Origin of the sequence: Streptomyces sp. CB02261 (assembly GCF_001905665.1) — a bacterium.
GTDB lineage: Bacteria > Actinomycetota > Actinomycetes > Streptomycetales > Streptomycetaceae > Streptomyces.
Window position 1 is genome coordinate 22,183 of the sequence record NZ_LIVX01000012.1, and the last position, 19,491, is coordinate 41,673.

At 69.4% G+C, this 19,491-nt stretch carries 25 protein-coding genes; 10 read left to right on the forward strand and 15 right to left on the reverse strand.

The annotated features are described in order from the left end of the window. Positions 1-142: 142 nt before the first annotated feature. The 3 genes from AMK29_RS36260 to AMK29_RS36570 form a co-directional block, all read right to left on the reverse strand. Positions 143-2,464 (reverse strand): type IV secretory system conjugative DNA transfer family protein, encoded by a 2,322-nt coding sequence (locus AMK29_RS36260; RefSeq protein WP_073819291.1) that lies wholly within the window; start codon positions 2,462-2,464, stop codon positions 143-145. 99 nt (positions 2,465-2,563) lie between these two features. Next, a complete protein-coding gene (locus tag AMK29_RS31010) occupies positions 2,564-2,941 on the reverse strand; it encodes a hypothetical protein (protein WP_073819292.1) in 378 nt (125 codons plus the stop codon). Positions 2,942-2,946: 5 nt separating this feature from the next. Beyond that, complete coding sequence (locus AMK29_RS36570; RefSeq protein WP_158071362.1) at positions 2,947-4,461, reverse strand: hypothetical protein; 1,515 nt, start codon at positions 4,459-4,461, stop codon at positions 2,947-2,949. Here AMK29_RS36570 and AMK29_RS36575 point away from each other — a divergent pair. Then, positions 4,448-4,963: a hypothetical protein gene (locus tag AMK29_RS36575; protein ID WP_158071363.1), complete on the forward strand. Its 516-nt coding sequence runs from the start codon at positions 4,448-4,450 to the stop codon at positions 4,961-4,963. The two genes, AMK29_RS36570 and AMK29_RS36575, sit on opposite strands and share 14 nt — an antisense overlap. Positions 4,964-5,062: 99 nt before the next feature. Here AMK29_RS36575 and AMK29_RS31025 read toward each other — a convergent pair whose 3' ends face one another. From AMK29_RS31025 to AMK29_RS36055, 9 genes are all read right to left on the reverse strand, one after another. Beyond that, positions 5,063-5,746: a hypothetical protein gene (locus AMK29_RS31025; RefSeq protein WP_143202960.1), complete on the reverse strand. Its 684-nt coding sequence runs from the start codon at positions 5,744-5,746 to the stop codon at positions 5,063-5,065. 5 nt (positions 5,747-5,751) lie between these two features. Beyond that, positions 5,752-6,291, reverse strand: a complete 540-nt coding sequence (locus tag AMK29_RS31030) for a DUF6197 family protein (RefSeq protein ID WP_107422722.1) — start codon at positions 6,289-6,291, stop codon at positions 5,752-5,754. After that, entirely contained in the window at positions 6,288-7,508 is a 1,221-nt protein-coding gene (locus AMK29_RS31035) for a hypothetical protein (RefSeq protein WP_073819299.1), read from the reverse strand. Before AMK29_RS31035 ends, AMK29_RS31030 begins: the two co-directional genes overlap by 4 nt. Before the next feature lie 44 nt (positions 7,509-7,552). Beyond that, positions 7,553-7,726, reverse strand: a complete 174-nt coding sequence (locus AMK29_RS36580) for a hypothetical protein (protein WP_158071364.1) — start codon at positions 7,724-7,726, stop codon at positions 7,553-7,555. Next, positions 7,723-7,923, reverse strand: a complete 201-nt coding sequence (locus AMK29_RS31040; RefSeq protein ID WP_073819300.1) for a hypothetical protein — start codon at positions 7,921-7,923, stop codon at positions 7,723-7,725. Before AMK29_RS31040 ends, AMK29_RS36580 begins: the two co-directional genes overlap by 4 nt. Positions 7,924-8,147: 224 nt before the next feature. After that, positions 8,148-8,447, reverse strand: coding sequence for a hypothetical protein (locus AMK29_RS31045; RefSeq protein ID WP_073819302.1), 300 nt, complete (start codon positions 8,445-8,447; stop codon positions 8,148-8,150). A gap of 71 nt (positions 8,448-8,518) precedes the next feature. Next, on the reverse strand, positions 8,519-8,938 hold the full coding sequence (locus AMK29_RS31050) for a hypothetical protein (protein ID WP_073819303.1): 420 nt from the start codon (positions 8,936-8,938) through the stop codon (positions 8,519-8,521). Beyond that, positions 8,935-9,144, reverse strand: a complete 210-nt coding sequence (locus AMK29_RS36050) for a hypothetical protein (RefSeq protein ID WP_073819305.1) — start codon at positions 9,142-9,144, stop codon at positions 8,935-8,937. Before AMK29_RS36050 ends, AMK29_RS31050 begins: the two co-directional genes overlap by 4 nt. Next, positions 9,144-9,434, reverse strand: a complete 291-nt coding sequence (locus AMK29_RS36055) for a hypothetical protein (RefSeq protein WP_073819307.1) — start codon at positions 9,432-9,434, stop codon at positions 9,144-9,146. Before AMK29_RS36055 ends, AMK29_RS36050 begins: the two co-directional genes overlap by 1 nt. Before the next feature lie 224 nt (positions 9,435-9,658). On the opposite strand from AMK29_RS36055, the gene AMK29_RS31065 reads away from it, so the two are divergent. The 8 genes from AMK29_RS31065 to AMK29_RS31100 all read left to right on the forward strand — a co-directional run bounded on the left by AMK29_RS31065 (position 9,659) and on the right by AMK29_RS31100 (position 15,511). Further along, the gene (locus AMK29_RS31065) at positions 9,659-9,964 is read left to right on the forward strand and encodes a putative quinol monooxygenase (protein ID WP_443334085.1); all 306 of its coding nucleotides are present in this window, start codon (positions 9,659-9,661) and stop codon (positions 9,962-9,964) included. Further along, a complete protein-coding gene (locus tag AMK29_RS31070) occupies positions 9,961-11,223 on the forward strand; it encodes a helix-turn-helix domain-containing protein (RefSeq protein WP_079197199.1) in 1,263 nt (420 codons plus the stop codon). Before AMK29_RS31065 ends, AMK29_RS31070 begins: the two co-directional genes overlap by 4 nt. Before the next feature lie 245 nt (positions 11,224-11,468). After that, positions 11,469-11,693: a hypothetical protein gene (locus AMK29_RS31075; RefSeq protein WP_073819310.1), complete on the forward strand. Its 225-nt coding sequence runs from the start codon at positions 11,469-11,471 to the stop codon at positions 11,691-11,693. A 259-nt stretch (positions 11,694-11,952) separates the two neighbouring features. Further along, positions 11,953-13,548: a hypothetical protein gene (locus AMK29_RS31080; RefSeq protein WP_143202961.1), complete on the forward strand. Its 1,596-nt coding sequence runs from the start codon at positions 11,953-11,955 to the stop codon at positions 13,546-13,548. Positions 13,549-13,668: 120 nt separating this feature from the next. Then, the gene (locus AMK29_RS31085) at positions 13,669-14,307 is read left to right on the forward strand and encodes a hypothetical protein (RefSeq protein WP_241845765.1); all 639 of its coding nucleotides are present in this window, start codon (positions 13,669-13,671) and stop codon (positions 14,305-14,307) included. A 138-nt stretch (positions 14,308-14,445) separates the two neighbouring features. Continuing rightward, entirely contained in the window at positions 14,446-14,712 is a 267-nt protein-coding gene (locus AMK29_RS31090; RefSeq protein WP_073819314.1) for a hypothetical protein, read from the forward strand. 31 nt (positions 14,713-14,743) lie between these two features. Then, positions 14,744-15,205 carry a hypothetical protein gene (locus AMK29_RS31095; RefSeq protein WP_073819316.1) on the forward strand — a complete coding sequence of 154 codons (462 nt, stop codon included), beginning with the start codon at positions 14,744-14,746 and terminating at the stop codon, positions 15,203-15,205. Between the two features lie 108 nt (positions 15,206-15,313). Continuing rightward, positions 15,314-15,511, forward strand: coding sequence for a hypothetical protein (locus AMK29_RS31100; RefSeq protein ID WP_143202962.1), 198 nt, complete (start codon positions 15,314-15,316; stop codon positions 15,509-15,511). An 18-nt stretch (positions 15,512-15,529) separates the two neighbouring features. Here AMK29_RS31100 and AMK29_RS31105 read toward each other — a convergent pair whose 3' ends face one another. Further along, positions 15,530-15,997 carry a hypothetical protein gene (locus AMK29_RS31105; RefSeq protein WP_073819320.1) on the reverse strand — a complete coding sequence of 156 codons (468 nt, stop codon included), beginning with the start codon at positions 15,995-15,997 and terminating at the stop codon, positions 15,530-15,532. 581 nt (positions 15,998-16,578) lie between these two features. Here AMK29_RS31105 and AMK29_RS37480 point away from each other — a divergent pair. Continuing rightward, positions 16,579-17,160, forward strand: a complete 582-nt coding sequence (locus tag AMK29_RS37480; RefSeq protein WP_241845766.1) for a hypothetical protein — start codon at positions 16,579-16,581, stop codon at positions 17,158-17,160. Positions 17,161-17,377: 217 nt separating this feature from the next. Here the strand turns inward: AMK29_RS37480 and AMK29_RS31120 are convergent, their stop codons facing one another. Then, a complete protein-coding gene (locus tag AMK29_RS31120; RefSeq protein ID WP_073819323.1) occupies positions 17,378-18,058 on the reverse strand; it encodes an HNH endonuclease family protein in 681 nt (226 codons plus the stop codon). A 933-nt stretch (positions 18,059-18,991) separates the two neighbouring features. Continuing rightward, the gene (locus AMK29_RS31125) at positions 18,992-19,294 is read right to left on the reverse strand and encodes a hypothetical protein (RefSeq protein WP_241845767.1); all 303 of its coding nucleotides are present in this window, start codon (positions 19,292-19,294) and stop codon (positions 18,992-18,994) included. Positions 19,295-19,491: the final 197 nt, after the last annotated feature.

Consider the following 19,491-nt stretch of genomic DNA (forward strand, 5'->3'; position numbering starts at 1 on the left):
TTCTTTCACAGCGCGGGGACACCAGGAAAGAAAGGCGACTTCTGCTACCGGGATTCATGGTGGCAGCCACGGCGGCGTTTGTCTGAGGTGCTATCCCCCGGCGCCCGCATGCCCGTGAAGGCAAGTCGGAAGTTCAGTCCCTTCAGTCGCTGTTCTTGTCCCCGCCCTCGTCCGTGCTGGGCTCGGCCGGGGCGGGGCCGAGGCCGTAGTAGCCGCGGACCTCCTTCCCGTCCTTGACCTGGCGGTGGGTCTTGCCGGCCTTGACGAGGGTGCTGAGTGTGTTGCTGAGGGTGGGGCCCTCGAGGCCAGCGAGCGCGCCGATCTGGTCCTTGTGCGCGTAGACCGTCTCGAGGCCGGCCGGGTCGCCGAGGTCTTCGAGAGCGCGGAGGATCTTCTCCTCGGCGGTCTCGGGCTTCTTCGGGAGGCCCCATGCGGACGGCGGAAGGCTGGAGCTGAAGTCGCTTCCGTCGTTGCCCGCTTCGCTGGCCTTGCCGTCGTCGATGACAGGGGTGGCGGCGATCTCGTGCCGCCGGTCCCAGTCCGGCCAGTCCGCCGGGTATGCGACGGCGGTCGTGTCGACGTACGGGGCGGCGGACTCCAGCACGAAGGTGCGCATCATCTCGGCTGCGCCGCCGGGGCCGAGGGTGTAGCCGAGGCCGAAGGTCGACTTGGGGTCCTTCATCGCGACCTTCTCGTCGTAGATGAGGGGTCGTTCGACGTCCCAGCAGGCGGGGATGGAGCCGGGGTCGATGCCGTCGAAGCCGGTGGAGGCGAGGTGGGCCTGGTCGCTGTCGGTGCGGAGCATGACGAGCGAGCCGCCCTGGATGACGTTGGTGCGGATGGCGGTGGATCCGCCGAGCTTGTCGGCGTTCACGGCCTGGTTGACGATCGTGAGGATGATGCCAAGGGAGCGGGCTTTCGCGGCCAGCGCATCCACGATGATCTTCGCTTCCTTCTTCGTCTCGACCAGCTCGGACAGCGGTACGTGGGCCTCGTCGAGGATGAGGCGGACCCAGGGCCGGTCGGGGGTGGCGATGAAGTTCTTCATCTTCAGGCGGGCGGACTCGGCGATCCGGTGCTGCATGAGGGCGTAGCCGACCCGGAGCGTGCCCATGACGCCTTCCTCACCGAGGCCGGAGTAGCAGGCCATGAGCTCGACGTCGGGGTTGGAGGATCCCTTTGGGTCGCCGTAGAGAATGGCGTGGCCGTTGACGTGGTCGGCGAGGGCGACGATCTGGACGAGGCCGCCCTTGCCGGAGCCGGTGACGCCGGCGATGAACAGGTGCCGGGCGCCGAGGACGGGGTCGGTGAACTGCAGGCGGGCGGGGAATCCGGAGACGTGTCGTCCGATCTGGACGTAGCCGCCGTCGGAGATCTTCAGGACGTGGGTGCCGGGGAAGGGGGTGCCTTCCTGGAGGGGGTTGTGCTTCATGAGGCGGATGACGCCGCGTCGGGGGTCGCCGGGGGTGGGGGTGTAGGAGCAGAGGAGGGTGTTGGTGCGCAGGGCGCCGACGATGTCGTCGTGGGCGGGGGTGATGAGGCGGGGGGTGTGTTCGTCGGCGACAACGACGGCGACTTCGCCGCCGGTGGCGGGGTCTTCCTGGACTTCTTCGAGGTGGGAGCCCTTCATGACGGTGGTGGCGACGTATTTGGCCCAGGCGCCGGCGAGGGTGGTGGGGTCGAGTTCGGCGGGGGCCTGGTAGTTCACGGTGATGTGGCGTTCGCCGGCGTGGGCGCCGGGGCGGATGAGGATCCAGTCGGGGTTGACGCGGTAGACGCTGGAGACGGTCTCGGGGGTGACGTTGACGGTGGTGCCGACGGGGGCGGTGATGGTGCCGGTCCATCGGTGGGCGGCGACGGTGCGGAGGGTGAGGATCTGCATCTTGTGGGCGCCGGTGGCGGGGTGGGAGATGTGGCGGCCCCAGTTCTGGACGATCGCTTCGGCCTCGGGGGACATGCCCAGTCGGCTGGTCGACGGGTGCGTAGCGGCGCCTGCAGTTGTGGGATTGCCTGCGGCGGGGGCGTGGGGGCGGCGGCGTAGGACGGTGCGGAGCTTGAACGGGACGAGGCCGACGGCGGCCCACCAGCCGAGGGAGACGATCCCGGGGATGGACGGCAGGCCGAGGACGCCGGCCATGAGGGCGTCGGTACCTTCCAGGCCGCCGAGGGTGCCCGCGGCGAGAGCCATGCCGGTGGTCAGGGTGGAGACGAACATCGGGGAGCGGTGGGCGGCGACGATGTCGTTGCCGGGGATCTGCTCGCGGATCTTGTGGGGGAGACGGCCCATGAAGTTCGTGGCGAGGAACCCGGCTCCGGCGCCGTAGGCGAGGGTGGCGGTGAATGCGGCGCCGCCGTCGAGGAACGGGGCGGCGATGCCGGTGGCGATGGGGGCGAGGGTGGTGGCGAGGGCGACGGTCCGCTCGGTCGCGGCGGACCGGAGGGTGGCCGGGGCGGGGGTGGTCACGACGGGTCTCCAGCGGGTCGGGGCGGGGGCTGTGAGGGGAAGAGGGGGTTGGGCCGGCCGGTCGGCGTGACCGGCCCTACGGGGGTGCGGTGCCGGGGGTTACTCCTGCCGGAACCAGTCGCGGTGCACTTCGGAGACGTCGACCGTGGCGCGGGAGACTGCCTCGTCGATTCCGGCGTGCGTCGTGCGGGCCTGCTCGCCGACGGCGTGTGCGGACTTCGCGGTGGTGTCGGCAGACGCGGCGTAGGCGAGGGTCGCCTCGCTGAGGCCGTGCAGGATCCTCGCCAGTTCCTTCGTCTCACCGACGGTCTCGGAGTCGACGTTCATCGCGCCGATCATCTCGGCGACGCGGGCGGTGTCCTGTGCGATGACGTCCATGAACTGGGCCCGTACCTGGATCTCGTCGGAGTCGCGGGCGATGTTCTTCTCCAGGCTGGCGATGGCGTGGGTGAGCCGGGTGTAGGTCAGGTCGGTCATGGGGGTCACCTCTTGTAGAAGCTGAGCTCGGCGGGCGCGGTCTCGTCGGAGTCGACGACCGCCTGGTAGATGGCGCCGTAGCGGGTGATGACGTTCGCGAGGACCGCGCTGGTGGCGTCGGCGCCGCGCAGGGCCCGCGTGCGGATCTCTTCGGCGAGGGTGACCTGCGCCTGGGCGGCGTCCTGGAGGCGGACCATGCGCTCGACGAGCTTGTCGCCGCCCTTGATCGCCTTCGCCTGTTCCAGGAGCGCGGTGATCTTCTTGGCCTGCTCCTCGGCGTGCCGGGCCAGGCCGCGGGTCTGCTCGGCGACGATCTGGACCTGGCCGTGCTTGTCCGTGAGGCGCCGCTCGAAGCCCTTCAGGGTGCGGACTTCGCCGCGGGCCATGGAGGGCTTGTTGGCGTCGGGGCCGAGGTGGACGTGGTCGGCGTCGATGCCGGTGACGGTCAGGGGCCAGGCCGGGGCCGGGGCCGTGTCGGCCGGCGGCCCGGCGGGCGACACGGTGGGCGGGGTGGACGGCTTCGGCGGTACCGGGGGCTTGGGCGGGGCGGTCGTCACGGGTGAGTCCTTTCGGTCCTCCTTGCGGAGGTCGCGGGCGCGGTCGAGGCGGGTCTTCTCGTCGTCGGCGGCGTCCATGACGGCGTGCCAGCCGTCGGCGATGCCGTGCTTGTACGCGCGTGCTTGTGCGGCGGTACGGGCGGCGCGGGTGCCGTCGCGGTAGCCGGTCTCGCGGGCCTCGCGGGTGAACATGGGGCCGGGCTCCGCGCTGCCGGCGGGGCGGGACGCGGTCGAGTCGCTGTCGGGCTTCGACGGGGCGGCGTGCTTCTCACCGGCGGGCTTCTTCGAGCTGTCGGTGCTGTCCTTGGCCGCGGTCTTCTTGTCCGCTGCAGGGCCGGGCGCGGTCTTCCCGTTCTCCTTCTCCTTCTCCTTCTCTTTCGCCCGGACCTTTGGGGTGTTGCTGGCCTTCGACTTCGTCGTGTCCTTCGGGCCGCCGGTCTCGCCCGTGCGGGGCGCGGGGATCGTCTTGGGGGCGGGCGTCTTGTCGGCGCTGGGGCCGCTCGCGCCCGAGGTGGCGGCGGGCTTGGCCGGGGCGGTGCCAGGCTTACCCGCGTCTCCGCGTGGGCCTGTGGCGCCCGTGGACGGCTTCTCCGGGGCCTTGCCTGCCCCGGAACGGGCAGCGTCGCCAGCGGCCTCCTTGCGTGGGTTGCCCGGCGTCTCCGCTCCCTTGGGAGCCTTCGGGGCCGGGGTAGTTGGCGCGGCCGCGGGCTTCGGGCCGGGGGAGGGCGTCTTCGACGCGGGCGCGGGGTTGGTCGCGGTCGTCTTCGTTCCGGCCGACTTGCTCCCGGACGTTGGGGCGGGAGCCGGGGAAGGCTTGGGCGCGGGGGCGGGCTTCGGAGCCGGCGGAGTCTTCTGGGACGTCGTCTTGGGCGGCGTGGGAGCCTTCGGCGCGGCCGGAGCTGGCGCGGGTGCGGGTGCGGTGTTCCGGGGTGCTGCTCCCGTCCGGCCGGTGGAAGACTTCACGCTTCCCTTCCCGCCGCCGCTGCTGCTCGCGGGCGCGGGGGACGGCTTGGGTGCAGGGTTCGTCGCCTGCTTCATCTGCCGGGCTGCAGCAGCGTCCACAGCGGCCTGTGCCTTTTTCAGCTCCAGGCGCTTGATGTTCGCTCCGCCGTTCTTCTTCCACCGCTCGGCACCGGCAAGAAGCCACGCCCGAATAACGCTCGGGGGCTTCTTGCCAGAATTCGTTCCGGCTGACTTGGAGGAATTCGACGAGTCATCGGAAGCGGTGTCGGGGGTGTCGTGGAAAGCGTCGCTGGACATTCCGACGGACGTCTCGGCCGCCGGGGCAGCAGCCGTGCTGGTGGCGGCCATAGTCGCGACCGGGCGGGCGGGCTCGACCGGCGTCAGCAACGAGCTCAGCAGACCGCCCGCAGCCGGGGCGCTGCCCGCGGGCTTGTCGTGGGGGCCGGGTACTGCGGGGGCCGTGTCGACCGCCATCACAATCCTCGCTCTCTCTAGTGACTGACCACTGACTTCGGGCGGTGGAGAACCCCGTGACGGCCCTCTCAGGGGTCAGAAACGGCTGCTCACGGGGCTTTCCGGGTGGGAAGTAGGAAGTCAGTGGTTACGCGTCGGCGGGGCGGGTGCCGCGCTTCGCGGCCCCGAAGGCGAGGACGGCGACCGCGCCGATCCCCAGGACGAGGAAGCCGTTCAGGCCGTCCCCGTTCGTTCCGCCGCTGGTGTTCGTGACCGGGGTGGTGGACGCGGCGGCGTCGAAGCGGGTGGTGTCCTTCTGGGCGCTGTAGCGGGTGAGGCAGTTGTCGATGACCTCACGGTAGGAGGGGGATCCCATGCCCTTCCCGACGAGTTTCTTGTCCTGGTCGATGCAGGAATCCACGGACACCTGACGGGTCTTTTCCTCGGTCTTCATCGAATTCCGGTTGATCTCGTTCGCCCGGTTGATTTCCTTCAGCTCCTCGATACGGAGAAGCTGCGCCTGCACCTCCATTTCCTTGGCGCGGGCCTGGTTCTCGGCGACGGTGGCGGTGTGGGACTGGTAGCCGATGAGGGCGCCTCCGGCGAGGACGGTCGCGCCGACGCTGAGGGCGACCTTCCCGCGCTTGGTCAGACCGGGCTTGGCCTGCGCGTACGCGGCGATGGGGGGCATGGCGGGGGCCGGGGGGCCGTAGGGGTTCGGGTCGTACATGCCGGCGGTCGTCGCGGCCGGGCCCGGGCCGTAGTGGTGGCCCGGGGCGTTGAACTGGTCGTTCATCATCCGCTCGAATTCGTCCGGGCTGGGGGTGGACACGGGGGTCACTCTCCGATCTGTCGTGCGTGGCGGGCGGCCCTGGTGATCAGGGTCGTGACGTGGGAAAACTCTTGGCCGGGGAGGTCGTTCCAGGTGAAGAACTGCATGGTGATCCCGGCCTGGGCGAGCGCGGTCTGCATGTGGTCGACGGCTCGGTCCCGTACGGCGGGGGTGACGTGCCCGGTCCTCTCGAGGAGTCCCTGTGCGCCGCGGATGCACATGCGGCCGAGGGGGTCGGTGTCGAGGGACTGGCACCAGCCGTACTTCTCGAGGACCGCGAGGACCTGGTCGAGGTGGCCGGACGGCGGCTGGGGGATCGGGTTCTCCCACCAGCCGAGGCCCGCGAGCGCGCCCCGCACGGTGGCGGGGACGAGGCGGTGGGCCCAGGTCGGCGCGGTCGGGGGCGGAGGAGGTACCCGCGGGTCGCGGGGCGGCCTTCGGGGGACGGGGGTCGTGGGCCGGGGGCCGGCGGGGGCCCGGCGGCTCACGTGCGGGGCCGGGGGCGAGTCGGGGCGGCTCACGGTCTCGAGCTGGTTCGGGCTCACAGGTACATCCCCGTTCCGTCGGTGATCCGGTCGCGGGCGTCCTTGAGACGGCGACCGGCGGTGGCCGGGCTCACGCCGAGGAGCTGAGCCGCGCTGGACTTGGTGAGCGGCTCACCGGCCCTGAGCCGCTGAGCCAGGACGGTGATCTGCTGCTCGCGCTCGTCGAGCGTCGACTCGGGCTCACCGCTCGGCTCACCCGTCTCGGCGGTGGTGGTGTCGGCGGTGAGCTGGGGGGCCTTGGTGAGGGGCGGCTCAGCCGGGATCAAGACGGGCTCACGTGAGACCTGCTGGTCAGCGGGGTGCAGTCCCGGGCGGGTGTCGACGAGGACCGGGCTGGCCGTGTCGGTGGCGGTGGCCGGGTGAGCCGTGCGGCTCATGCCCATCGGGGCCGTCTCACCGAGGGCGTGAGCCGACTCAGCGGGGCCGTGAGACGGCTCTTCCACGGGCTGAGCCGGTGAGACGGTTTCCAGGGCGAGCGGCTCACGGTGAGCCGGGAGCATCGGCTCAGCGGGCCCGGCGAGCATCCCCTGGAGAGCCGCGTCGGCTCCCTGCGTGAGACGGTCCCGCTGGACGCCGATGAGCCCTGAGCCGAGCTCGGCGTCTCCGCTGCCGACCTTCCGCATGAGCGTCCACGCCTTGAGCTCCGACCGCTTACGGACCTTCGGGTCGGGATGACGCTGAGCCTGCGCCTGGTGGAACGCGATCCGCCGCATGAGCTCGGCGTTGCGCCGCTGGGCTTCGGTGTCGGTGTTGCTGGTGTAGGTGACGATGCGGCGGGCGACGAAGCTCGCGCCTTCGGCGGCCGCGGTCATGGCGAGGGGGGTGAGGGCGTAGATGACGGCTTCACGGAGTCGGGGGGCGATGACGAGGCCCATGACGGAGGCGGCGACGGGGACGATCCAGAGGGCGGCGCGGGCGATGAGGGGGGCGGCCTGGCCGAGCATGGTGACGGCGATCATGACGATCGCGGCGATGAGGGTGGCGCCTTCGCCAGCGGCGAGCATGCCGAGGGCGGTCTCACTGCTGCCGAGCTGGGTCTTGGCGTTGTGGAAGGTGCCGATGCCGCCGCCGATGCCGACGGCGATCATCGGGATGGTGGCGCCGGCGAGTGCCCAGATCTGCCAGTTGTTCAGCTTCCGCTGCCCGGCGGCGGGCAGGGCCGCGTGGTCCCTCTCGGTGTCGTACGGCGGCTGCTCGCCGGCCGGGTGGGTGCTCACGGGGGTTCGGTGTCCTTCCGGTTCGGGGGAGGAACTGCGGGGGGCTACTTCGGGTCGGGCGTGCGAGCGATGAGGGCGGCGGCGTCGGCGAGCGCGGACAGCTGCGCGTCGGTGGCCGGGTTCCCGCCGGTCTGGTCGGCCCGCTGCTTCTCGGCGGTGAGGATGGCGAGGCCTTCGGCGGCGGCGGCCAGGGCCTGGTCGCGTGTGGGGGCGGTCATGCGGCGTTGGCCGGGAGGGCGGGCGGGGGGTTCTCGCCGGAGCGGGTGCCGCCGCCGGTGAGGAGGTGCACGGTGGCCGGCGTGGGCGTGGGGAGGGTGGCGAGGCAGTCGTCGAGGTACTCGTCGATCTCGGCGCCGCACCAGCCGGCCGGGTCGCCGTGCGCGGTACGGAACTCCATCGGGGTCGGGATGGCCATGGGGTACTCCTTCGAGGGCTGGTGCGGGAGGGGCGGGTTAGCTGAGGTCGCAGATCATGCAGTTGGTGCTGGTGTCGGCGTTGTTGGTGCCGCACTGGGTGCACGTCCAGATCGCGGTGATGCCGAGGGCGTGGAGGATGCGGTGGATCATCTGGTGCTCCGTGGCGGTGTGAGGGGGTCCGGCCCGTTGTCGGCTCCCGGGCCGGACCCCGCGGGGAGGGTGGTCAGCAGAGGTGGTACTCGGCGACCATGTCGGCCGTGTCCTTCAGGGACTCGGCCGCCTGCTCCAGCCACGCCTGCTGCTTGTCGGCGGGGAGGGCGTGGAGGTCGTCCAGGTACAGGGCGGCGGTGTCGAGCTCGTCGCCGCCGTTGATGCCGCTGCGTTCGAGGTAGACGGCGGCGGTGCGGAGCTGAGCGGCGAAGTCGGGCAGGTTGGTGGCCGGCGGTTCGCCGATGACGGACGCCACGGCGGTGGCGTACTTGGCGACGATCCGTTCGGCGGTGATCGGGGTGGTCTGCGGCACGGCTGGACTCCTCGGGCTGCGGTTGTGGAGGGGCCCGGCGTACGGCCGGGCCCCGAGGGGCGGAGCTGGGGTCAGATGCCGTCGATGAGGGCGGCGGCTTCGGTGGTCTTGTCGCCGGGGGCGAGTTCGGCCAGGTCGTAGGCGAACTGTTCGCCGAGCTGCTGGACGTCCTTCGCCGTCTGGGCGTCGAGGACTGCCAGGCCGGGGTTGGTGGCGGGGTTCGTGAGGCGCTGTACCACCAGGCCGATCGTGGAGACGACGTTCGCGTCGGCGCCGGCCAAGGTGACGAGCGCGGACTGGGTCTTGTCGGCGGTCAGCTTGTCGAGGGCCAGGAACCGCAGGGCATCGACCATGAGGTCGATCGCGGGGTGGATGCCGACCATGTCGTCGAGGACACTGGCAAGCTCGTCGTCGAGCGGCGGAACCGGCGCGGTGCGGGACGGGATCGGCGCCATCGCGCCCGGGACGTGGCGGGAGGGGTAGTCGTTCACGCCTGCTCCCCGTCGCAGTCCAGGCCCGTCGCGTCGTCGTCGGGGATCTCGTTGAGGACCATGAAGCAGTAGGCCTTCTCGGCGGCCACGGGGACGTCGGAGGCGAGGACGTCGTCGAGGTAGTCGAGGGGGTGGATCGCGGCGAACATGTCCTCGATCGCGGCGATCAGCAGGGGGTCCAGCTCGTCGTACTCGATGCCCGCCATCACGCCACCGCCTTCACAGCGGTGCGGACGGAGGCCGGGGCGGGGACGTAGTTCTGGCAGTTGCCGGGGCACAGCCACTGGTCGCAGAACAGGCACGGCGCGTCGCTCGCGGCGCCCGGCGCGGCCGGGACGAGGCGGAGAACCGGCTGCCGGGTGTAGCCGGGGGCCATCTCGGCGAGCGTCCGGCGGACCGGGCGGACCACACGGTCCGTACGGACCCGGCGCAGCGCCTCGGAGAACACGTCGGGAAGGGGGACGGGGGAGGGGGAGAGGGGATTACCCTGGCTCATGTGGATCTGCCTCCTGGTAACGCAGGTAGGGCGGGTTTGCGTCAGGGCTCGGCGGTAGGACGCCGGGCCCTTTTTGCTGCCGCCGTTGTGGCGGCATGAACGAACCTACTCGCACTGTAAGTGCTAGTCAACACTCACAGTGCGACTAGCACGAACGCTTCAAGTGTGAGACTGTGCCCATGACGAATTCAGGAGGAGCAGTGACACGCGGATACGCACTCACCGTGCGGTTCACCACCCGTGACGCCGACGCAGCCCAGCAGTTCGACGACCTCGTGGCCCGCACTCTCGAGGGCATCCGCACCGAACCGGGCACGCTCGTGTACGTCAGCCACACGCCCGTCGATGAGCCGCTGGTTCGGGTCTTCTACGAGCTGTATGCAGACGAAGCGGCGTTCCAGGCTCACGAGGAGCAGCCGCACACGCGCCAGATGCTGAAGGAGCGCGAGCAATATCTGACCAACGTGGAAGTGACGTTCATGCACGAGACGGCAGGCAAGAGGCCGTCCTCGGGACCGGAGGCAACGTGAAGCGCACAGGGAAGGAGGTCGAGCCGAAGGACCGCGCCTTCGGCCGGCACATTCAGCAGCTCCGGCAATCCCGGAAGCTCACGCAGACGGAGCTGGCCGGACGGCTGCAGAAGACGTCGAGCTGGATGTCGCAGGTCGAACGGGGCGTCCAGCGGGTTGAGCGTCTCGACGTGCTGCAGGACCTGGCCGACGCCCTGGGCGTCTCCGTCCAGCAGCTGAAGCCGGGAGCACCCGGACAGGCCGCATCACCCCCACTGCAAACGCACGTGTACAAGTCCAACGACCTCGACGAGGCGCGGCGCCTGATCTCCGGACACCCCGCAATCGGCACGATCCTCGGCGCGCTCCGGCCAGCACCCCGCAAGGGGCTGGATGAGCTGTCTGCGGATGTCGACGAGATGTGGGAGCTGACGCATGCAGGCGAATTCGCCGATGTCAGCGCCCGTTTGACCGAGCTCCTTCCGGACCTCGAGCAGACCGTAAGGATCGTGGAACCGAGCGAGCGGGAAGCGGCGTACCTCCTTCTTGCCCGGACGTATCAGGCGCTCGCGGCTGCCTTCGTCCGGCAGGACGCCGCGGATGCCGCCTGGGTCGCTGCCGACAGGGCGATCTGGGCCGCCGAGCTGTCCGGGAACAACCTGCACGTGTGCGCCGGGGTCTTCCGGATCGTGCACGCCTTCGTCCGTCTGCGGATGCTCGGGCAGGCGGAGCACGCAGCGACAACGGCAATCCAGGCGCTCGAGACCATCGACTCCCGGGACGGCCTCCCCGTCGAAGGGCTGTCCGTCCTCGGATCTCTCCACCTGGCACTCGCCCTGGTCCACGCCCGCGGCCACGACCGCGCCGGCGCCCGGGCCGCGATCGATGCCGCCCGCCAGGTGGCACGTCGCATAGGCGAGGACCGAAACGACTTCGACCTGGAGTTCGGCGTAACGAACGTCGAGATCCAGGCCGTGTCGACAGCGGTAGAACTGGGAGACGCGGGCGAGGCGCTCGACATCGGTCTCGCCATCGATGCCGAAGGCCTCTCCCCCGAACGCCAGGGGAGGCTGTTGATGGATCTGGGGCGAGCCCACGCGCAGCGGCGTCACACCGGCGAAGCGCTTGCCTGCCTGCTGCGCGCCGAAGCCCTGGATCCGGAGACAATCCGGACGCACGTCGCCTCCCGGAAAGCCATCCGAGAGCTCGTACTGGTCGAAGGCCCCGGCGCCCCGCCGGAACTGATGGACCTGGCAGAACGCGCCGAAGCTCTGGAGTAGTCGTTGATAGGAGTGACGTGATGGGCCTGTAACCACAGCCAGACGTCAATGACGGCCGACCGGTCATCACCCCGGCCGACCGCCCTTATAGCCGCTGACCTGCGAAGACAAGCGGCTAGGAGAATCCCCGCTAGGAGATCCGCCATGAGTCTACTTCGCGCTGCGCGAAGCGGAACGAACCACCGGGGGGCGCGATAAGCCCCCGGAACCCCGAGCACACGAATGACGACCGCCAGCCGCCCGCCGTGACGTTCACATCCGGCGCCGAGCTGCTCATGAAGCTCGGGATCGTCGACAGCATCACCCGCGAAGGCGTCCGCCGCATCGCTTCCTCGGAGCGATACGCCGATCAGTGGCCGTTCGGCCCCGACAAGCCGCATCCGTACGGCCGCGCCAACAACGCCCTGATCATGGCCACCGAACCGTTCCTGGAGTTCTTCCGCACGGTCTACAACCAGCCCGATGGCTGACATGCCGAAGGCCGGCGAGTTCGCAGCTCAGCCGGCCTTCGAAGCACCACAGCGGGTGGTCGCCCGCTGCATCGAACGTTCCCGCCACGCATAGAGCGAGGTCGTCCATGAACAAGAGAGTACCGGTCTCTCAGGTACCGGCAAGTAGCACCCCCGTCATCGTCGCCCGTACGGCAGGCCACGAACCGCACCTCCGGCAGGCCACGGGGGGTGCACTGTGACCCAGTCACGCCGCCCCTCCAACCGACACCGCCCGGGCGTGAGCCGACCCGGCTCCAGCGGCCTCCGCTTCGGCATGTTCGCCGTCTGCGTCACGCGCGACCCGGACGCTGGCCTCAACGCGGGCAAGGCCAAGCCCCTGTACGACCTGCTGGTGAGCTTCTCGGACGTCAGCTCACGCGACACCCGCCAGGGCTACCCCTACCGCGAGACCCTGGCCACGGCACTCGACTGCTCCAAGCAGACCGTGGACCGCGCGAGCGACTACCTGGAGAAAGAGATCGGCCTGGTGAAAATCCAGCGTCGCAAGGTGGAAGGCAAGCCGGACGAGAACGACGCCAACCTCTACGAGATCTTCGACGCCTGGCTGATCCACGGCGTCACGCCGCCTGCGGGGACCCCGCCGCAGCTCGTTGCCCGGTACGGCCACACGATTCCTGGCCTGGACGTCGAGGCATGGGTGAGCGAGCACGCGCCGGACTTCGACCTGATGGGCTGGCAGTCCGCGTACGACGAGAAGCTGCGCGCCCAGCACGCCAAGCGCGAGGAGCAGCGGCGTAAGGAGCGGGCCCGGCGGAAGAAGCCCAGGAAGGGGGGTGGCGTCATGGATGAGGCCACCCCGGAAGGCACCGAAGAGGAGGGGGGTAGCGTCACCGGTGACGCTACCGGTGGCGTCACTCATGACGTGACCGGTGGCGTCATGAGTGACGCCCTATCTAGAACCGGTAGTCCAGACCCTTCCTTTCCAGAGTCCGATGCCCCTTCGGGGCGTCGCCCCGTGGACGGGCGTAGCCCTTCAACCTCAGGTAGTAGGGCGGCTGGGGGCGAAGGCGGCTCCGCCGCGTCCGGCAAGACGCAGCCCTCTTCCACCACCTCGAAGACCCCGGCCGCCAGCCGAAAGGCGAAGCACACGAAGGCGCAGCTGAACATCGTGCGCCAGGTCCGCGCGTTCTACCCGCCGGAGTTTGGCAACGACCTGCCGGAGCTCCCGAGCCTCTCGGATGCGATTTTGTCCGCGATGGCGACAGACGGCCGGACGCCAGAGCAGATCGGCGAGCGGATCCTGTACCGGTGGCTGCACCACGGATACGCCGAGAAATTCCACACTGGGACTCTCGAGAACCCGGTAGGTGCCGCGATCGGCATGGTGCGCCCGCTGCGTCGAGGCGACTGTTACGCGTGCGCGGACATCCGGTGCGAGAACGGCCGGGACGCCGAGACGCAGGAGGAGTGCCGCCTGTGCGCGGTCCGTGCGGCCGACTGGAAGGCGGCGCAGGCCCGCAAGCGAAAGGAGCGCACCCCGGCACCGTCCGGGCCGCTGCCAGCGCAGCGTGCCGCTGCTTCGGGCCTGTCGTACCGGGAGTGCGCCGAGCCGGCGTGCCGGATGCCGATCGTGGCCCTGGAGGGGGACCCCTACTGCTCTGAGTGCCGCGCGGACGCAGCCGCCGCCCAGGAGGCCGCCGCGGCCGTCCTTGCGTCCTGGGAGGAGCAGGCCGCACAGGAGCGCCCGGCCGATGATCCCGCGCCCCCCGTCGACAACGACGCAGCGGAGACCGCCCGCCTCCGCGCCCAACTTGCACGGCAGTACGGCACGCCTGACCAGATCGAGGCATACGCCAGCCACGCCCCGTTCTAACCAGCCATTCCTCGATGGCGCGCGGCCAATGTCAGCGCCGCGCGCCATCCTGGTCCGACCACACGCGCACCTGGAGAGTCCATGCCCGTCCGCCGATTCGGCCGTCCCAGTCCCGTCGTCATGGTTGACCGCGGCGTTCTAACCGACGAGAGCCTGACCCCGACTGCACGCCTCATCTACGCCCTGCTCCTGGCGTGCCTGGACACGGAGACCGGGTCGCACGAGGTTGCCAGGCTCGCCGGCCTGGCCTCAGTCGACGACATGCAGCCGTTCCTTGACGAACTTGAGTCTGTGGGGGCCGCAGACGTCATGGACCATGTCGGCGCCGGACAGGTCATCACCGTCCACGAGTCCCCGCTGCTTCCCGAACAGCGCACCCACGCCTGCATCCCGTGCCAGGACTGCGGCGCGTGCTCCTGCGAGTACATCAAGGGTATGTGCCGCCCCTGCTCGCACATCCGTGACGTCCGTGAGCAAGCGCGGACCGACATTGCGCGTTGGCAACAGGAGGTAGACCAGGGCAAGACCTACGCCGTCGGGTCGGGCGGTGCCCGTCTTCACCGATGGGACTGCTCGTCGCTGAACACAGTCGAGCGGAGCGTCGGCTCTCTGGAGGATGCCATCAAGGCCGCGAAGGCAGGAGCAGACCCGGGCTACATCTACTGGCCCCGGCTGCCGAAGCTGTACTCGGCTGAAGAGTTGCGCCGGAAGGGATCGAAGAAGCGAAACTGCGGGCTGTGCGGTCCCGACCCGCTGTAAGAACCTCGAGGCGCTCTTCCGGTATAGCCCCTCGCCGTTCTGACGCTCGCGGTGGGATCCGGCCGGATCCCACCCACTGCCCCCACCCTCCAGCCAAGATGGCTACGGCAACCACGATCCGTCTTTAGGGAGCAGCAGATGCCCATCGACGTAACCACCGATCTTGCTGTCGGCGAGCAGACCATCACAGGCGTCAGATGGTCCTGGGGAACGTTCGCTGCCTACCCGAGGGAAAGGGAGGAAGCCGACGGGTGGGGCACTCAGATCGAAACCGCTGCTGTAATCGAGATGTTCGACCTGATTGCTGACGGTCGCGCTGATGCGCGCGACGTGAGACGCCTTCTCGCGCAGATGTCCGCGACTATCTGCGAGGAGCATGAGCGGCCTATTGATGAGGACTACTGACGCCGCGGCCAACACGTCCCCAGGGGGAAGCATGACCGACACCATCGCCAGCAGCACTCCGCTCATCACCGGCCCGGTTCAGCAGTACATCGAAGCCCTGCTCCGCCGCAGCCTCGACGACCGGCTCAGCCACCTCGAGCGCATCGAACAACTTGAGAAGGACGGCCACCGCATCATCGACGCCGGCCAGACGTACGGCGAGGCCTGGGAGATCACGGACTGGCGCACCGGGGAGCTCATCGAGCGCGGCATCGGCGGTGACAAGGGCTACGACATGGCCGTGCGGCGTCTCGACCCCGCCGGGAAGTGGATCCTCCACGAGAACGTCGACAACGACGACGACCAGGAAGCCGTCGAGCCGGTCGGGGTGCCGGCCAGCTTCGCCGACTTGCTGCAGGACTGGCTCAGCTTGACCAGCACTCCGGACGAGGACGTGGCCGCGGTTGTGGGCTGGAGCGTTGAGGAAGTCGCCCGGCACCGCGAGGAGGACTGACCTGATCGGCACCGGGTAGCAGCGTTGGGGGTGGTGGTCTCGGGCCTGACGGTCGAGACCACCACCCTCGCTGGCGTCACTGCTCGGGCCCTGGTGCGTTACGGTTGCATGACCGACACGACCCCTCCGCCGGCTCCCGTCAGCTACGCGCATCGGATCCGCGAGCGCTACGAGCGGAACCTCGGTCCCGAGGTCATCGCGCACATCCAGGCCGTGGTCGCTGCCGCTCCGCCGCCTTCGCCCGAGCTGGTCGATGAACTCCGTCGGGTCCTCGCCCGGCCTGCCGGCGAGGTCCCTCGGGGCTGAGAGACAGGCCTACCATCCTCAACGATCGTCAAGATCGCGCAGCGCCAGGATTGCGGCGTCAATGTAGGCCCTGCGGGCATCGACCAGTTCCTCGGCGGATGCCGCTGCGACCCCTTCAAGCCCTCTAGCCCGCACGATGAATGTCATGGCGACTTGAGCAACGTCATCGGGCCCTTCAAGTACCACCAGGTCGTGGGCGCGCAGCGCGCGAGTCAGAGCATCGTGGTCGTCTCTGTGGCGCTGAAGGTCGGTCACTGCGGTGAGCATGTCCGCGTACACCTGCCGTCGCCGTTCGTCGGCGCGAGTCCGGCGTTGCTCGTCGAGGGTGGCCTGGACGGTCGATATCAGCGCGGCCGCCTGCGCCTGCCCAGCGGCCTCTGCCGCCGCGGCCTGCCGGTGGCCGGCCTTCCACGCGAAGAACCCCGTCACGATGCTGCCCAAGATGGCCGACCCGGCGGCAATCAGGGCGATCCCCCACTCACTCATGCGGGGTACCCCAGCTGGCCTATTCGGCCCCGTAGGGAGTCAGAAGCCGTCGGGAGAGACGGCTGGGGGGAGAGCCACAGTGCGTTCGGCCTGGGCTGGTTTGAGACGCGTCTGTGTTGCTGCCTGGCGGGGCTTTGGGGTGTTCTGCGGGATCATGGTCATCCCGCTGATTATCGGCTTGGCGGTTCTCGGAGCTGTCCGGGGCGACCCTAGCGACACTGAGAAGTCGCGCCCCACCCCGGTGGCATCTGCAACATCAACACTTATCGAGTGGACGTTCCAGGGATCCGTCTGCGCAGACGGATCCGTCTCGTTGTCGATCGGGAAGAGGGGGGCGTGTAGTCACCATGGCGGTGTGGCCGGAAGTTGGGTGGCATCCGATGGTACGGAGGTGATCTGCAGGAACCGCCCTCCACGTACGCAGGAGCGTATCGACCGGATGATGGCGCAGTTCGGTCGGATCGTCTGCTGACCTTGAGTCGTGCGACGGTCGGCATGGCTCTCTGCGTGGCAACCTACGCAATCAGCCTCGACAGACCGGGCCACGCTGTCAGGATGGTCGGGAGCGCAAGGAGGCTGTCGTGACCGATCCGCTGCCCATGGACGACAAGGGCCCGAAGGTGCCGCCGAGCTATCCGCCGCGCACGCCGCCTCCGCAGAAGAAGCCCGTCGAGGCTCCTCGGCCGCAGCCGTCGACGAAGCCCGTCACCCACTCGCTGCCGCTCCCCGGCCCCGGGCAGGCCCGTCTCCAGGCGCGTCAGCCCCGCATGAGCATCCGGGCCCGGCGTGCCGCGAACTGGGCGCTCACCGGCTACCCGTGGGTCGCCGGCCAGGCCGTCGGCAAGGTGACCGAGACCGTACGTGCCTGGGGGTACACCCACCCCGCGGACGACGCGCTCGAGAAGACCGTGCGCATCCTCGTCGGTGCGGCCGCCGCCGACGATGGCCGGCGGATCAGCGTTCACCTTGCCGACCAGGACGACATGCTCCTCATCGCCGTCCTCAGCCACACTGGGTCCGAACCCGACGAGACGATCCTCGCCGACCTCGCCGCCGTACCCGGCACCGCCAGCTGCGGCACGGACACCTCCGACGACGGCCGCCGAGTGTGGGCCGTCCTGTCCACCGAACGCCCGCGCCCCCGCACCACGCCCGCCGCCTGACACCGCCTCACGGGACGGCAGTCGTCAACCAGCCCGTCACCTGCGGTACGGCTCTGTAGTCCGTGCGGGCGGCGGCGAACCGATACGCCCCCCGTTCGCCGCCCGCAGGCCGCTACGGTCAGCCGTGGGTAGTCGGGCCGACTGGTCGTTGGTGCGCTTCCTACGTGCCGCCCGCACCCGGTGACCCCGGTCGCGGGCGGCACGATGCTTTCCAGCGCTACGGGGCCGGGGTGTAGTGGACGACGGTCGTCTCGCAGGCGTCGGCGTACACCTTCAGCGCATCAGCCTCGCCCTGGTCGGCGGCCAGGCCCCAGCGGAGCTTCGTGGCGACCCATTCGGAGACGTACCGGCAGTGCGCGTCGGGCAGTGGCGGCATCCACTCCCGCGGGTCCTGGTCGGCCTTCGACCGGTTCGTGCGCGCGGTGACCGCGACGAGAGAGGTCGCGGCGTCCTGGTCGTTGGCGTACGCCTCGCGCCGCTCGGGCGTCCATGCGCTCGCGCCGGAATCCCAGGATTCGGCAAGCGGGACCATGTGGTCGATGTCGAGCTTGGCCGGGTCGTTGACCTCCTGGCCGTCGTAGTACGAGAGCCACGTACCGGCGGACAGCTTGCAGCCGGCCGCGACGGTCGGCGCCGCGGTGGCCTCGGCAAGGAGGACTTCGTTGCGGGTGTTGCAGCCGTCGGTCAGGTCCAGGCCCCGGTTCCAGTGCTTGAAGCTGTCCCGCTGGTACCCGGCGCGGGACTCGTCAGCGAGCGGGATCTGCTCGACGGCATCGGCCAGGTTCAAGACCGCGGCGGCTGCAGGTACGGCAGGGGCGGCGGTGGCCGCCGAAGGGAGAGCAAGCGGGGTCAGGGCGAGGGAGAGCGCGGCAGCGCCGCGCAGCATGTTCTTGATCACGAGCGTTGACTACCGGCAACACCTGGCGGTGACCAGCGGTTTCGCCCTCGGCTCAGCCGCGCGGGTGAAGAGGTTCACCGGAGAAACGCTCCGCCCTCCGGTGCCTCGTTGGGGCATAGGGCTATTGGGCGGATACACAGCCCTGAGGGTGAGCCGATGAGTCAGGCCACTCACCGAAGCCACGATGCTGATGCCATGAGCGCTCCGGAATCAGGCAGTCAGCCCCAGGAGTCTGGCCGACGTTGGTGGCAGCACCTTTGGGTGTGGTTCGTAGGCCTCATCGCGGCGATCATCAGTGGCATCACGGTTGCAGTGGTCACAGGGGCACTCGAGGAAGACCCTGCCAAACCGCTGCGACCCACGAGCAAGGTGTACGTCCAGCCCTTCTCCAAGGACGGCGAACTCCTGGAACCCTACAAAGAAGCTGCCTCCTTCGAAGCAGGCGACTGCCCCCATAGGTCCTTGCTGTCCAGCGACCCTGAGGCCCTTCGGTGTCACGTCGGAAACGTCGTCCACGACCCCTGCTGGCACGACGCAGAGACCGCCGCTTGCCTCGATACCCCCTGGGAGCGCAACGTGCGGGTCATCAAGCGCGTCATGTCTGCGACGGTCTCCAGTGGCCCCACCGGAACGGTTTCGTCTGGCCCCACTTTTAAGCCGTGTGGGTGACAGGTCAGGGCAGTGCCGGAGAGGAACGGTTTGGAGTGGCCCCACCCCTCGATCGGGTGACCTTTCGCGGGCGTTCTGGGACGGGGGCGGTCAGGTGCGGACGGCGGTCCGCGTCGGCCGGTAGCGTGGGTCCACGGAGCCCGCCCGGCTGCTTCCCCTGACAGGTTTGCGGACGGGCGGGCGCCTTGTTGGGTCACTGTCGAAGTACTGGCTCACGTGCGAACGACATGCAGGTTCATCGGCAGAGGCCTTGGGAAACGCGTCTCAGCTGTCGCGTGTGAAGGTGTCGAGTTCACAGCTGTCGGGGTCGCCAACGTAGCCGTAGAGGTATGGATTCTCGCGACTGCCGCTGACGTAAAGGCCGTCTCCGTAGTACCCACCGTTGACGTCGCTGTTCCAGTAGCCGCTGATCTTGTGGAAGGTGAAGGAGACAGGCCAGCCGGAGTCGTTGACGGCAGCCAGCTTCCACGTTCCGCTTCCGGTTCTGCCCTTCGTGTCTCCGGTGGCTCCGTCAAGATCTGTGGGCCACCCGACGGTGCTGAACGTCCCGTCGTTGTCGAGGGCCAAGCGTCCGGCAGAGCTTTGATAGGTGCCGGCCAGATCCTTCGTGCTGAGTCCCTCTGGCCGCTGACCCGCCCCCGGGCATGGGGAGTAGCGTCCGCAGCCGGTCGCACTCACCGATGCCGTCAGGATCAGCGTGCATGCCAGACCGAACAGTCTTCGGTTCATATCCGCCCCCGCCCAAGAGACTCAACTCGTTGCAG